At 63.5% G+C, this 13530-nt stretch carries 12 protein-coding genes; 8 read left to right on the top strand and 4 right to left on the bottom strand.

The genetic code is table 11. The annotated features are described in order from the left end of the window. Nucleotides 1-9 precede the first annotated feature (9 nt). The 3 genes from OPIT5_09160 (at nt 10) to OPIT5_09150 (ending at nt 3823) form a co-directional block, all read left to right on the top strand. Nucleotides 10-1470 carry a hypothetical protein gene (locus OPIT5_09160; protein AHF94242.1) on the top strand — a complete coding sequence of 487 codons (1461 nt, stop codon included), beginning with the start codon at nt 10-12 and terminating at the stop codon, nt 1468-1470. A gap of 100 nt (nt 1471-1570) precedes the next feature. Beyond that, entirely contained in the window at nt 1571-2326 is a 756-nt protein-coding gene (locus tag OPIT5_09155; protein AHF90348.1) for a sugar ABC transporter permease, read from the top strand. A gap of 9 nt (nt 2327-2335) precedes the next feature. Further along, complete coding sequence (locus tag OPIT5_09150) at nt 2336-3823, top strand: hypothetical protein (protein AHF94241.1); 1488 nt, start codon at nt 2336-2338, stop codon at nt 3821-3823. 39 nt (nt 3824-3862) lie between these two features. On the opposite strand, the gene OPIT5_09145 is transcribed toward OPIT5_09150, so the two are convergent. Beyond that, nucleotides 3863-4843: a nitrate transporter gene (locus OPIT5_09145; GenBank protein AHF90347.1), complete on the bottom strand. Its 981-nt coding sequence runs from the start codon at nt 4841-4843 to the stop codon at nt 3863-3865. A gap of 120 nt (nt 4844-4963) precedes the next feature. Here OPIT5_09145 and OPIT5_09140 point away from each other — a divergent pair, with 120 nt between their 5' ends. Beyond that, complete coding sequence (locus OPIT5_09140) at nt 4964-5905, top strand: LysR family transcriptional regulator (protein AHF90346.1); 942 nt, start codon at nt 4964-4966, stop codon at nt 5903-5905. Between the two features lie 104 nt (nt 5906-6009). Here the strand turns inward: OPIT5_09140 and OPIT5_09135 are convergent, their stop codons facing one another. The 3 genes from OPIT5_09135 to OPIT5_09125 form a co-directional block, all read right to left on the bottom strand. Then, nucleotides 6010-6537 carry a hypothetical protein gene (locus tag OPIT5_09135; GenBank protein ID AHF90345.1) on the bottom strand — a complete coding sequence of 176 codons (528 nt, stop codon included), beginning with the start codon at nt 6535-6537 and terminating at the stop codon, nt 6010-6012. Between the two features lie 146 nt (nt 6538-6683). Further along, on the bottom strand, nt 6684-7340 hold the full coding sequence (locus OPIT5_09130) for a LuxR family transcriptional regulator (protein ID AHF90344.1): 657 nt from the start codon (nt 7338-7340) through the stop codon (nt 6684-6686). A gap of 3 nt (nt 7341-7343) precedes the next feature. After that, on the bottom strand, nt 7344-8681 hold the full coding sequence (locus OPIT5_09125) for a histidine kinase (GenBank protein AHF90343.1): 1338 nt from the start codon (nt 8679-8681) through the stop codon (nt 7344-7346). Between the two features lie 110 nt (nt 8682-8791). Here OPIT5_09125 and OPIT5_09120 point away from each other — a divergent pair, with 110 nt between their 5' ends. From OPIT5_09120 to OPIT5_09105, 4 genes are read left to right on the top strand one after another with little or no spacing between them, the layout of a single operon-like run. Continuing rightward, nucleotides 8792-9970 (top strand): acetamidase, encoded by a 1179-nt coding sequence (locus OPIT5_09120; GenBank protein AHF90342.1) that lies wholly within the window; start codon nt 8792-8794, stop codon nt 9968-9970. 30 nt (nt 9971-10000) lie between these two features. Continuing rightward, nucleotides 10001-11158: an acetamidase gene (locus OPIT5_09115; protein ID AHF90341.1), complete on the top strand. Its 1158-nt coding sequence runs from the start codon at nt 10001-10003 to the stop codon at nt 11156-11158. A 35-nt stretch (nt 11159-11193) separates the two neighbouring features. Continuing rightward, a complete protein-coding gene (locus OPIT5_09110; GenBank protein ID AHF90340.1) occupies nt 11194-12333 on the top strand; it encodes an acetamidase in 1140 nt (379 codons plus the stop codon). A 32-nt stretch (nt 12334-12365) separates the two neighbouring features. Further along, nucleotides 12366-13520, top strand: a complete 1155-nt coding sequence (locus OPIT5_09105) for an acetamidase (GenBank protein ID AHF90339.1) — start codon at nt 12366-12368, stop codon at nt 13518-13520. Nucleotides 13521-13530 lie beyond the last annotated feature (10 nt).

Genomic DNA, 13530 nt, shown 5'->3' with positions numbered 1-13530 from the left:
AACTGGCACATGCTGAAGATCGGCATGGGGTTCCTCGCGCCCAACATCCTCGGCTTTCTGGCGTTCACGCTCTTCCCGCTGGTCTTCAGCCTCGTGATGGCGTTCAGCAACTGGGATCTGCGCTACCACAACATGTTCAAGGAAGGCCCGCTGCACTTTGGCATCGGGAATTTCCTGCAGCTCCTGCAAAATCCCGACTTCTGGAGATTTCTGGGCAACACGCTCTTTTTCATGCTCGGCATTCCTTTCTCCGTCGCCGGCAGCCTGGTGCTGGCGATTCTTCTCAGTCGCGATTTCGGCACGTCCGGTTATCGGACGAAACTCCGCCTGGCGGCCGGGGCGCTTCTCGTGACCTGCGCCGTCATTCTCGCTCTGGCCGGCGCGGGCGCCGCCGGCATGACACTGGTGCTCGTCGGCCTGGCAGGGCTGATCTTTGCGGGGGGCGCCCTCGGCGGCTCCACGATCTACCGGACGCTCTGCTACCTGCCGCACTTCACGGCCGGCATCGCCACCTTTATCCTCTGGAAAAAAATCTACAGCCCGCACACCGGTCCGCTCAATGCCCTGCTCTCGCCCGTGCTCTCGGCGGTCGCGCAATGCGTCGACGCGCTGCCCGCCTGGCTCGTGCAGTCCGGTTTCTGGGTCAGCCTGGCGATGATCGTGCTCGTTTTCGGATTCGGCCTGCGACGCTTTCGCGATCTCTGGCGGGATGGCGACATCGGCGCCGGCGGTCTGGCTTTCGGATGCGTGCTCATGGCATTGCCGCTCCTGTTTTTATTCCGGAGCGATGTGCCCCGCTCCGCGGTGCTCCTGTTGCCCGCACTGTTTGCCGGAGTAACCATTTTTTCACTACGAAGGATTCCGGACGGTCAGGATTTCCCCTGCGGTTTCGGCAAGGGCATCGGCACCGTCCTGGTATTCTCGTTCGGCCTTGTCGTCCTGCAATGCGCTCTCTTCGGCCTCGGTCTCGTTTTCCGGGGATTGCCTGAATGGTCGTCCGCCGCCGCGGGCGGCCTGACGCCGCCCAACTGGCTCACCGATTACCACTGGGCCAAGCCCGCCCTGATGCTCATGGCATTCTGGGGCGCCGTCGGCTCCAACAGCATGCTGCTCTACCTCGCCGGGCTTTCCAACATCCCGCAGGAGCTCTACGAGGCGGCGGATATCGACGGCGCAAGCCGTTTCCAGCGTTTCTGGCATGTCACCTGGCCACAGCTTGCTCCGGTCACGTTCTTTATCGCCGTCATGGCCGTCATCTCCGGTTTGCAGGGCGGATTCGAGATGGCCTACGCGATGACCCAGGGCGGCCCTGCGGGGGCGACGACCACATTGTCCTATTTCATCTATTCGGAGGGTTTCGAAACCGGGCGGCTCGGTTACGCCTCGGGCGTTGCCTGGACTCTCTTTGCCCTCGTTTTCCTCGTCACGATGTTCAACTGGAAATTCGGGAACCGCTATGTCAACGACTGACAAACCGTCGCCGGCCTCTCCGGACACCGCTCCCGCTCTCCGTCGGAAAACCGTCGGCAGGCTCGCGCTTCACGCCGTGATGACACTGCTGTGTTTCACGATGGTCCTTCCGTTTCTGTGGATGGTGCTGACCAGCCTGAAACCGCTCTCCGAGGTCGGTCTGGAAAACTGGTGGCCTTCCCGATTCCGGTGGGAAAATTACCGGGAAGTTTTCAGCGTGATCCCTTTCGGCCGGTTTTACTGGAACAGCCTTTTTGTCACGACCTCGGTCACGTTCCTGCAGGTGTTCACCAGTTCGCTGGCCGCGTTCAGTTTTTCGCGCGTGCAGTGGCCGGGGCGTGAAAAAGTATTTTTCCTGTATCTCGGCACCATGATGCTGCCGGGCCTGGTGATGATGGTGCCCAACTACCAGGTGATGATCTCGCTCGGCCTCGTGGACACGTTCGCGGGCCTGATCCTGCCGGCGTCGTTCAGCACATTCGGCACCTTTTTGCTTCGCCAGTTCATGCTCACCATCCCGTCCAGCCTGGATGAAGCGGCGGAGATCGACGGAGCCAGCAAATGGCGTGTATTCTGGGATGTGATACTTCCGCTCTCGCGTCCCGGCCTGATCACGCTCACGATCTTCACCTTCATCGGAAACTACAACAGCATGTTCTGGCCGTTGGTCATGATCCGGACGGTCGAGAAATACACGCTGCCGGTCGGTCTGCTGTTCTTCGACTCCGCCAACCGCCAGGCCACTCACCTGCTCATGGCCGGCGTCACGATGTCGGTTATCCCGATGATCGTGCTGTTCGTGTTCCTGCAAAAACACCTCGTCAAAGGCATCCAGATGGGGGGCGTGAAAGGCTGACGACGCATCATGAAGACGCTCTTCTTTTCCCTCCTTGCGCTGCTGGTCGCGGCCTCTGTCATCACCTGGAAGCTGCAACCCGGCCAGAGCAGCCCGCATCCCGTGCTCCACTGGATGACCGCGTCCAACCCCGAGCGCGTCAAACAGGTCGCGCTGTTCCACGCCTGGCTCGAGCGCAACGGATACCCGAAATTCGAACTGAAGATCGACACCTCCAACAACCGGCTGGAGAAGATCGTCATCCAGGGCGTTTCCGGGGTCGCCGGGGACATCATCGAAGTCCAGTCCGGAGGTCCGATGCGTTATCTGCAAAGCATCGGTTTGCTGGAGGACATTACCGGACCTGCGCGCGAAATGGGCTTCGCCCCGTCCGCGACCTACGACTCCATCCGCTCCGAAATCACGCTCGACGGGCGGCAATACATGTTTCCGTGCAGCATCTCCACGGAGCTCGTTCTGGTGAATCTCGACACCTTCGCCAGAGCTGGCATCGAGCCGCCGCCTCGTTCCTGGGACTGGGCCACGTTTGAGGAAACCGGCAGGCGTTTCGTCAAGGCGGCCAACCCTCCCGGACGCCGGCCGACACGGTTTTTTATCAACGCCGTCAACACCGCCCAGATGCAGCGCAGCCTCGGACTCGATGTTTTTAACGAAACCCTTTCCGCGTGCATCCTCGATGACGCGCGCAATGTCCGCGTGCTCGAAAAAATCCGCCAGTGGCGCGACGTGGACCATATCCTGCCGACGGCCGAAGACATCGCCTCGTTCTCAACCGAGTCCGGCTACGGCGGTGCCGCGTTCCAGCTCTTCAACTCCGGTAACTATGCAATGGTGACCACCGGCCGCTGGGCGCTGATCCAGATGCGCGAGTTCGGGAAACTCAACCTCGCCGTCAGCAACCCGCCTCACGCCGGCTACCCCAACACGCTTGTCACCACGCGCGCCGCCGCGATCTATGCGGGATCGAAGCACGCGGACCTGGCGCGGTATTTTCTGAAATTCCTGGCGAGCGAGGACTATGGCATGCACATCGTGGAGAGTGCCGATGCCCTGCCATCCGAGCCTTTGCTCAGCCGCACCGATGCCTACCTGAAGCCGCCGGCGCATCCGAACGAGTGGAGGGTGCATGAGGCCTTTGCCGATGCCGCTGTCTCGACCGCGATCGGCTACAGTTACAGTCCGTTTGTCGTTCCCTCCATCGTCACGCGACTCCTCACCAATATCGAATCCGGTTTTGCCGCCGGCATCTGGTCCGCCGAAGAAGCGGCCCGCCTGGCCGTCCGCCAGATCAACGGCGAGATCCGGCGTACCCTCCAGGAACAGCCCGAACTGCGCGAGGACCATGATCGCCGGGCGGAATTGCAAAAGAAAATCGACGACCTCCGTGCAGCCGGAAAACCCGTGCCGCTGTCCTGGATCGATAATCCTTTTTACCGAAAATATTATCAGGACAACCGGCTGGCTGATGACTCCACGGCCGGCACGGCAACGCGTTGAAGGTTTTGCGGCCCCGTTGCCCAGGTGCCGGCGCGGGGCTCAGGCTTCCGCGACCTGGCGGAGAGCGGGAAGATCGCCCGGCCACTGACGGCCGAACACCCGGGCGATTTCGGCTTTGATATCCATGCTGCGCGCGCTGGGCCCGATCGCGCTCCGGCAGGCCGCCTCGAGAAAGGTTTCGGCGGCTGCCGGGAGGCCGCCACCCCTGTCGGCAGGACTTTCGAAACGCATGCTGGTCCGGCCGGACGGGTCATCGTCCGGCGGGTCGGCCAACGCGGCCTTCAGTGCGGGCGAGAGATCGGTGTAAGGGCATTGCGCGAGCAGCAATTGCCAGAGTTCGTGCCGGTTTGCCGGATCGGCGCAGTCGGCACAGGCGCGAGTCAGGGCCCGGTCCAGGGCGGCGGCGGCTTGCGGCTGGCTTTCCGCCACGTCGGCACGCAGGGCGACGACGCTTCCGGGGTGCAGGGGGAAGAGCCCGGCGCTGTCGGCCACGATTTCCCCGCTGCCTTGAAGGCACGCCAGAGCCGGCAGCGGGTCCATGCCGCAAAAACCGTCGAGCATGCCCTCGAGCAGAAAATCGACGAGCTGTCCGGCGGCCATCGGCACGAGAACGGCTTCGGCGAGGGATCCATTGGCGGCCAGTTGCTGATGACGATGCCACAGGAGGCGGGCCGCGCTGCCCGGCGTGGTCACTCCGATGCGGAGAGGGGCAGTGCGGGCGGCCGGGCGGGAGCTTGCCATCACGATGCCCATGCCCTGGCAGGCACAGACCGACACCACCTGCATGCTGACGCGGGGCACGCCTTTCCCGAGTGAAAGAAGCAGGGGCAGCGGCGCGGGCAAGCAGGCGCCGTGGAGACGGTAATCGGCCAGCTTGCCGCAGAGGGTGGCCAGGCCGAGCTGGCAGGACAGGGTGACCTGCAGGCCTTCGCCGACGAAATAACCTCTCTCCTGCGCGACCAGCAGGGGAGCGGCATCGAGCAAGCCGATATGACCGATGTGTAGGTGAAATTGCGACATCCTTGGTGACCGGGGAATTTTATCAGGAGAACGGAGATGTATTTGTGATAGTGATACTGGGAAAAACCCAAGGAATGGTACTCAATATGCTAGCAATTCGCATACCAGACCGGCTTCTCCATGAACGATCCAATCGACAGTCGCAAATTGCAGATATTCCTTTGTCTGGCCCGAAAGGGCAGCCTGAAGGCGGCCGCGCCCGAGTTGTGCCTGACGATTTCCGCGGTGAGCCACGCCATTTCCAGCCTGGAGGCGAACCTGGGCGTCCAGCTGTTTCATCGCTCCGGCAAGGGCCTGGTGCTGACCGAAAAGGGCGAATACCTTTATCGCACCGCCATCCCGGTGGTGGCCCGGATGAACAACATCCGCTCCGCCCTCGCGGGCGAACAACATGCCGACCGCGCCTTCCTGCGCGTCGCCGCGGGGTTCAATTTCCTGAGCTACATCGTGCCCGACATCGTGCGGGAGTTCAACGAGTGCTTCCCGCGCGGCAACATCAGCATCCGCGCATCCGAACGCGATGTCAGCCTCCAGTTGCTGCGCGACCGCGAGGTGGATGCCGCCATCATGGTGGAGCCTCCCGAGGACGGCCCCGATTTTACCTATCACAAACTGTTCGACGACGAGTTGAAGCTGCTGATGCATGCCCGCAATGCACAGGCCGGTCTCGAGGTCGTGCCCTTGCGCAGCCTGGCGTCGAAGACGTTGATCGTCGCACGGGCTCACAGCCACACCAACAAGGCGTTGCAACTTCAGTTGAATCGCAAGGGCATCGAATTCCGGGAGTGTATCGAAGTCGGAAGTACTGCGGCCATCCTGGAAATGGTGAAGCTGGGCCAGGGCGTGGCCATGTTGCCGGACTGGGTGGTGCGCAACGTCCCGTCTTCCTCCGGCGTGGTGACACGTCCGGTCGAGGGTTTGCGTCTGAACCGCACCTGGGCCTTCGTCTGCGCAAAGTGGACGTTGCCCAATCTGGCGCTCCGGACCTTCCGGCGGCTCTGCCAGCAGGCGGTGACCGGACTGACGGAGGAGGCGCCTCCGTCGTTGGTCAACATGGGCTGAAGGCTGAATACCCGGGCCGGGCATTTTTATACCGCCTTCGCGGACCCCTGTGTCCGGCCGCATCCGGTTGCGAGCGCCCGGGCAAAAGGCCGCCCGTATCCGTATCAGTTCCCGGCCTGGCCCGGCTCCATGGTCCGGAAGTCGTTGCCGGCGAAGATGCGACCGAGCAACTCGGCCTCGGCGGAATCCGCCTTGTAACGCGTGACCTGCGCGAGCGCCTCGCGAAGTTCGCGCGAGACGGTCCACTCCTGGATTTCCCACATCTGGTGCAGGAACCTGTTTTCGAGTTTCAGCCGGTGGAAGGGGTGGGACGACAACCGGCGGACTTCGCAGGAGAGCGCGGGGGCGGGGTGCCAGCGGTCGCAGGCCTGGGAGGCGCGGGCGGCGAGATGATCGATGAAGAGGCGATGGGTGTCGCGGATGCCGCGAGCGGTGATCGTCGCCACGTCCTCATGGGAAAACGTGGGCCAGGTGATCTGGTGGAGGTACTTTTCTTCCCCGGGGAGGAAAACATGGTTCTCCTGGGTGACCTGCGCCCGGAGATCGTCGATCGCCAGGACGGTGATGAAGAAAGGGGAGGCGTGGCCGGGGAGCGCTTCGGCCTGTTCGTAGATGACCTCTTCGATGCGCATGGGATTAACGGTCCGCGGTGGTGAACGCTCGCGCGGCGGGCGCGAAGGAATGAGCAGGATGCCGACGATCTGGCATGCCCTCACTGTGCTCGCAAATGATGCCCCTGTCTGTCAGCGGGCGGCGGAATCGCGTGTAGGGCGTTGCCCTACACGGAGCGATTCTGGCGGTCCACCCACCGCACCGCATCGCGAACGAGTTCAAGGCCGTTTTCATAGCCGAGCTTGTCCTTGATGCGCGCGCAGTAGGCCTGGACGGTCTTGATGCTGACGTTCAGTTCGTCGGCGATGCGGCGGGTGCTGTGCCCGTTGCCCAGGCGGCTGAAGACATCGAGTTCGCGGTCGCTGAGGACCTCGACGGAGGCCGTGGGCGTGCGGCCCATCATGCGCTCGGCGAGGCGTCCGAGGATGGGGCGGCTCGCGTAGATGCGGCCCACGGCCACCTCCCGCACGGCTTCGACGATCTGTTCGGTGGACTCGCGTTTGGTGACGTAGCCCTTGGCGCCGGCGCGAAAGGCGCGTTCGACGTAAAACATTTCCTCGTGCATGGAGAGCACGATCACGCGGACCGCGGGAAGCTGTTCGCCGAGGTCCTTGATGAGATCGAGGCCGGAGGAGTTTTGCAGCGAGAGATCGACGATGGCGACGTCGGGGGGAGATTCCTTCATGGCCGCGAGGCCGCCGCGGCCGGTTTCGGCGTAGCCCGAGACAAGGAGGTTGTCGGACTGGTGCAGGAGATTGGACAGCCACTCGCGTACCAGCGGGTGGTCGTCGACGATGAAGATGCGGGTGGGCGGGCAGGCCATGGTTCAGGCGGTGGCGGGCAGGGGAACGTGACAATCCACCCGGGTGCCGACGCCCGGCGCGGTGTCGATGCGCAGTTTGCCGCCAATCAGCTCGGCACGTTCGGACATGATGCGCAGCCCCATGCCGCCATCGGCAGGAGCGGAGGGGGCCAGGCCGCGACCGTTGTCGGTCACGCTGAGGGCGACGAGGGCGCGGCCGACGCTGAAATGGATCGCGATCCGGGAAGCGCCGCCGTGGCGCAGGGCATTGCCGACGGCCTCGCGGGCGATGTAGAACAGGTGGGAGGCGATGTTGGCGTCGAGGTGATCGGTCGCGCCCTCGGCGGTGAACATGCAGGGGGTGCGGTGCTGGTGGGTGGCGTCGGCGGCGAGTTCCTCCAGTTCGGAGACGAGTTCGTCGGGTTTCACGTTTTCAAGCAGGAGGCCCCGGGCGATCTGGCGGGTCTGCTCGATCGCTGTCTTGATGAGCGCCTCGGCCTTGCGGGCATCATCGGCGAGCGGATCCCCCCGGGCGGCAAGCCGCTGGGTGAGAATGCTGGTCGCCATGGCCGTGGCGGTGAGGTGCTGGCCGAGTCCGTCGTGCAGGTCGCGGCCGATGGCCCCGCGCTCGCGAAGGCCGACCTCGAACAGGTTTTTTTGCAGACGCTCGCGGGCGACGACCGCCTGGCGGAGGGCGGTGGTGCGCGTCTGCACGCGTTGTTCCAGTTGGCGATTGAGCTTGAAAAGCTCATGAATGACGAGGGCCACGACCAGGTAGACGGACAGGCTGCTGACGCGCTGCGACGTCATCCGGAGGGTGTTGGTGGCGGTGAAGAAATCCGGGCCGACATGGAGAAGGTCGCCAAAGAGGCGAAGAAACGCGCTGAGAACGACAACCGCGATGCCCCAGCCCAGGCCAAGCCAGCTCAGGGCAAGGATCATGGGAACGAGGTAAAAAACCTGGAGCGAGACCGTGCCTTCGGCGAAATAATAGAGCCAGCCGATCAGAAGCGTGATGCCGACGGAGAGTGCCGCCGAAGCCGCGCGGCTGTGCTCGGGCGGCCAGACCAGAGCGGCGATGATGCGGGCGCGCCAGCTCGTGGCCGGGGGCGCCATACCGTCGTCGAAGAACTGGAACTGGTTCGTCACTGGAATGATGGTGGAAATCCGGAGATCGGGCCGCACCCCTGCGGCAGGGTGCGGAATCCACACCAGTGAGCAGCCACCATGCCGAAATGCGGCATAAATCAAGAGGCTCGCTGCATCAAAAAAAACGACCGCACGCCTGCCCTGTTGAATGCTTTTCAATCGCGAGAGGCGCCCGGCATGTTCGCGGCGGTTGATCCGGTGCCGGTGTCGCATAACTGAAACGAACCGGCGGGTGGTTGAATATAATTGGACCCCGCCATCTTCCGGCCCGCCGGGCGGGGGATGGCATATGAAAAGCTGGAGTGGCATTTCGAATACATGCTATGAAATTCTCATCGTCCTGCTGCCTGCATCCAACCAGCGTCCGGGGGGCCCTGGGGCCTGCTGCCCTGCTGCTCTGCACCCTCATCGCACAACCGACCGGTCATGCGAAAGAAATCCCCTATGACTACCACGTTCCCTGCACACCGGAGAACGCCATCTTCGGGTATTTCTCGGCCACCAAAAAACCGGTGCTGACGATCAAATCCGGCGCCGTGGTCAAAATCGACGGAGGCGGCGGAAACAAGTGGAGCGACGCCGAGGACCCCGATGTCTGGCTGAAGGAGAACGGCATCCCCATCACCGTCGCGACAAATCCCGTCCTCACCGAGATCGTCACCGCCATCAAGGAGTCGCCCAACCGCCTGCCGCCGCCCCCGGGCAGCCCTCCGGGCACGCGCACCGGCGGACATTTTCTCATCGGCCCCATCTATATCGAGGATGCCGAGCCGGGTGATTCGCTGGAGGTGCGCATTCTCGATGTGACTCCGCGCCTGCCTTATGGTGCGAACGGCGCCCGCCCCGGAGGAGGCGGCCTGCCGGACCTCGTCCCGCGCCCGTACGGGAAAGCCTACATGATCGATGTGAAGAGAAACGCGGCCGTCTTCAACGAGAACATCGAGATCCCGCTGGCACCTTTCAACGGTGTCAACGGGACGTGCCCGCCCGATTCGGAGGGGCCGGACCGGCGCTCCGGTCCTCCCGGACTTTTTGCCGGCAATCTCGACAGCAAGGACCTGGTCACCGGCAGCACGCTCTACATACCGATCTTCCAGAAAGGCGCTCTTTTTTATACGGGTGACTGCCATGCCGCCCAGGGCGACGGAGAGGTCGCCGGAGATGCGATCGGTACCGCCAATACGGTGACCTACCAGTTCATTCTGCACAAGGGGAAGACGCTGAAGGCGCCTCGCGCGGAGAACGCGACTCACTACATCACTTACGGTCTGGATCCCGATCTGGACAAGGCCATGCGCATGGCCCTGCTGGAAGCCCTCGATTTTCTCAAGGAAAAGGAAGATCTGGATTTCCTTCCGGCCTATTCACTGGCCAGCGTGGCGATCGATTTCCGCGTGACCCAGATCGTGGACAAGACGCTGGGCGTGCATGGCATGATTCCCAAGAAGATGTTCATAAAGGACAACGCTTCGAGCTACTGGTACCGCCCGCCGCATCTTTGATTTGCCCAACTCCTTCACTCGCCATCTGCCATGATTCCATTCTCATCTGTCGGGCCCCGCTTTTGCGGGGCGGCCTCTCCTCGCGTGCCGGTCATCCTCGCCCTTCTCTGGATCGGGCGGGTTGCCGCCGTCGAGGTTCCTTACGATTACTACGTGCCGTTTACGCCGGAAAACGCGATTCTCGGCCACTATTCCGTGACCAAGAAGCCCGTGGTCACGGTGGACTCGGGCGCGACCGTGCGCATCGATGTCGGCGGCGGCGCCCGCTGGGGTGATGGAGATCCGGATACCTGGCTCAAGGAGAACAACATCCCGCTGACGGTGGCAACCAGCCCCGCGCTGGCCGAATCGATTCGCGTGCTGGCCGAGACGCCCAACCGGCTGCCGCCGCCTCCCGGCAGCCCTCCGGGCGCGCGTGGCGGCGGGCACATGATCAACGGCCCCGTCTACATCAACGGCGCGGAGGAGGGCGACATGCTGGAAGTGCGCATCCTCAGTGTCACCCCGCGCATTCCCTACGGAACCGTGAGCGCCCGTCCGGGCAGCGGCGGTCTGCCCGATCTGGTGCCCCGGCCCTTCACCAAGGTCGTGCATCTGGACCTGAAGCGGAACGCCGGCATTTTTGATGACACGGTGGAGGTGCCGCTCGGGCCGTTCATGGGCGTCATGGGCACCTGCCCGCCGGATTCCGAAGGGCCCGACCGCCGCTCGGGTCCCCCGGGCCTGTTCGGCGGCAACCTCGACTGCAAGGAGCTGGTCGAGGGCAGCACGCTGTACCTGCCCGTTTTTCAGAAAGGCGCGCTCTTCTACACCGGCGATTCGCATGCTGCGCAGGGGGACGGTGAAATCACGGTCAACGCGATCGAGACCGCCAACACCTGCACGCTCCAGTTCATCCTGCACAAGGGCAAGAAGCTGAACGCCCCCCGCGCCGAGACGCCGACCCACTACATCACGTTCGGCCTCGATCCGGATCTGGGCAAGGCCATGCGCATGGCCATGATCGAGACTCTCGACTTCCTGAAAGAGAAGCAGGGTTACGACTTCTTTCACGCCTACACGCTGGCGAGCATCGCGGTCGATTTTCGCGTCACCCAGGTCGTCGACCAGACGCTCGGCATCCACGGCATGATCCCGAAGAAACTCTTCATCAAGGATCCCGACCCTTACTGGTATCGGGCCCGATGAGGTCAAACGGCCCGCCACCTCGCACTCCCGTCGTCATGAACCGGACACTACGCAGCATCGCCTTTCCTGATCGCTTCATCGTGAAGACCTGCATCCGGCTTGGCCTCGCCGTGCTCATGCCCCGCGTGACGGTGGCGGAGATTCCTTGTGACCATTACCTGCCGCTGACGCCGCAGAATGTACTGCTCTGGCATTACACCTCGACGAAAAAGCCGGTGCTGACCGTCAAGTCCGGCGAAACGGTGCGCATCGATGGCGGCGGCGGCGTGCGCTGGGACTGGACGCGGGGCGAGGATGGCAACGCCTGGCTTCGCCAGAACGGGATTCCCCTGACCATCGAGACCAGCCCCACCTTGCAGGAGACCTTGCGGGTATTGACCGAATCGGAGCGTCCGCCGGACCGTCCCAGCGGACGCCACATCCTCACGGGCCCCGTTTACGTCGAAGACGCCGAGCCCGGCGACTCGCTGGAGATTCGCATTCTCGACGTGACGCCGCGCATTCCATACGGCGCGACCAGCGGCCGGCCGGGAGGCGGCACCTTGCCGGACCTGGTGCCGCGGCCCTTCACCAAGGTCACGATGCTCGATCTGAAGCGCAACGTGGGCATTTTCGATGCGAAGGTGGAGGTTCCGCTCGGGCCGTTCATGGGCGTCATGGCGACCTGTCCGCCGGATTCCGAAGGGCCTTTTCGCAATTCGAGTCCTCCGGGCGTGTTTGGCGGCAATCTCGACTGCAAGGAGCTGGTCGCGGGCAGCACGCTTTATTTGCCCGTCTTTCACAAGGGAGCGCTGTTCTACACCGGCGATTCCCACGCGGGGCAGGGCGATGGCGAAGTGACCGGCAACGCGATCGAGACCGCCAACACCTGCACGCTGCAATTTATCCTGCACAAGGGGAAAAAGCTCACCGCCCCCCGCGCCGAGACGCCGACCCACTACATCACGTTCGGCCTCGATCCGGATCTGGACAAGGCGCTGCGCATGGCGCTCGTCGAGACGATCGGCTTTCTCGGGGAAAAGGAAGGTTACGACTTCATCCACGCGTATGCGCTGGCGAGCATCGCGGTCGATTTCCGCGTCACCCAGAGCGTGGACCGCACTCTCGGCGTCCACGGCATGATCCCCAGAAAACTCTTCGTCCAGGATACGAACACCTACTGGTATCGCCCGTGAAGAATCCGCCGCCTTTCCGCCTCCCTTTTTCCATGAGCATTTCTGCAAACCGGCTTTCCTCTCTCTGTTTTCGCCTGGCCTGGATCGCTCCGGGCCTGGCGGCTGCCCTTTCCGGGCGGGCGCTGGAGGTGCCCTCGGATCACTTCGTCCCGCTGACGCCCGAAAATGCCATCATCGGACATTTTTCGAAAACGAAGGCGCCGGTGCTGACGATCAGGTCGGGCGAGGTGGTGCGTTTCGACGGCGGCGGAGGCACGGGCTGGGGGCGCGAAGCCACCGAGGCCGACGCCGACGCGTGGCTCAAGGCGAACGGCATCGACGCGACCGTGGAGTCGTGCCCGCCGATTCGCGAAATGATGCGCGTGCTGAAAGAGACGCCGCGTGCGCCCGGCATCCCCGGCGGCCACTTCATCACCGGCCCGGTTTATATCGAGGACGCCGAGCCCGGCGACTCCCTGGAGGTTCGCGTGCTCAAGGTGACGCCGCGCATTCCGTGGGGGACGAACGGTGCCCGGCCGGGCGGCGGCGGCCTGCCGGACCTCGTGCCCCGGCCGTTCGAGAAGGTTTACAAGATCGATCTGAAGCGCAACGCGGCCATCTACGACGACAAGGTGGAGTTTCCCCTGCGCGCCTTCAACGGCGTGATGGCCACCTGCCCGCCCGATTCGGAACTGCCCGATCGCAAGTCCGGTCCGCCCGGCGTGTTTGGCGGCAATCTCGACTGGAAGGACATGGGCGAGGGAGCGACGCTTTACCTGCCGGTTTTCCAGAAAGGCGCGTTGTTCTACACCGGCGATTGCCACGCCTCCCAGGGCGACGGCGAAGTCGCGGGCAACGCCATCGGCACGGCGAACACGGCCATCTACCAGTTCATCCTGCACAAGGGGAAAATGCTGAAGGGTCCGCGCGCCGAGACGCCGACGCACTACATCCTGTTCGGTCTCGATCCGGACCTCGACCAGGCCATGCGCAACGCCCTGACCGAAGCGCTCGATTTCCTGAAGGAGACGCGCGGCTACGATTTTGTGCAGGCCTACACCATGGCCAGTGCCGGCGCGGTGGATCTGCATGTGACGCAGGTGGTCGACGGCATCCTCGGCGTGCATGCGCGGATACCGAAGCGCATTTTTGTCCAGGAGCCCGACTCCTACTGGTACCGTCCACGCCATGGTTCGTCCGCCTTCTGATCCGGTTCCG

The organism is Opitutaceae bacterium TAV5 (assembly GCA_000242935.3).
Lineage (GTDB): Bacteria > Verrucomicrobiota > Verrucomicrobiia > Opitutales > Opitutaceae > Geminisphaera.
The sequence above is the reverse complement of the archived record's forward strand: the minus strand, read 5'-3'. Positions and strand labels throughout refer to the sequence as shown.

Excerpts from the sequence above, each read along its gene's own strand:
- OPIT5_09160 (AHF94242.1), top strand. The coding sequence starts at position 10 with ATGCTGAAGATCGGCATGGGGTTCCTCGCGCCCAACATCCTCGGCTTT.
- OPIT5_09155 (AHF90348.1), top strand. The coding sequence starts at position 1,571 with ATGGTCCTTCCGTTTCTGTGGATGGTGCTGACCAGCCTGAAACCGCTC.
- OPIT5_09150 (AHF94241.1), top strand. The coding sequence starts at position 2,336 with ATGAAGACGCTCTTCTTTTCCCTCCTTGCGCTGCTGGTCGCGGCCTCT.
- OPIT5_09145 (AHF90347.1), bottom strand. The coding sequence starts at position 4,843 with ATGTCGCAATTTCACCTACACATCGGTCATATCGGCTTGCTCGATGCC.
- OPIT5_09140 (AHF90346.1), top strand. The coding sequence starts at position 4,964 with ATGAACGATCCAATCGACAGTCGCAAATTGCAGATATTCCTTTGTCTG.
- OPIT5_09135 (AHF90345.1), bottom strand. The coding sequence starts at position 6,537 with ATGCGCATCGAAGAGGTCATCTACGAACAGGCCGAAGCGCTCCCCGGC.
- OPIT5_09130 (AHF90344.1), bottom strand. The coding sequence starts at position 7,340 with ATGGCCTGCCCGCCCACCCGCATCTTCATCGTCGACGACCACCCGCTG.
- OPIT5_09125 (AHF90343.1), bottom strand. The coding sequence starts at position 8,681 with ATGCGACACCGGCACCGGATCAACCGCCGCGAACATGCCGGGCGCCTC.
- OPIT5_09120 (AHF90342.1), top strand. The coding sequence starts at position 8,792 with ATGAAATTCTCATCGTCCTGCTGCCTGCATCCAACCAGCGTCCGGGGG.
- OPIT5_09115 (AHF90341.1), top strand. The coding sequence starts at position 10,001 with ATGATTCCATTCTCATCTGTCGGGCCCCGCTTTTGCGGGGCGGCCTCT.
- OPIT5_09110 (AHF90340.1), top strand. The coding sequence starts at position 11,194 with ATGAACCGGACACTACGCAGCATCGCCTTTCCTGATCGCTTCATCGTG.
- OPIT5_09105 (AHF90339.1), top strand. The coding sequence starts at position 12,366 with ATGAGCATTTCTGCAAACCGGCTTTCCTCTCTCTGTTTTCGCCTGGCC.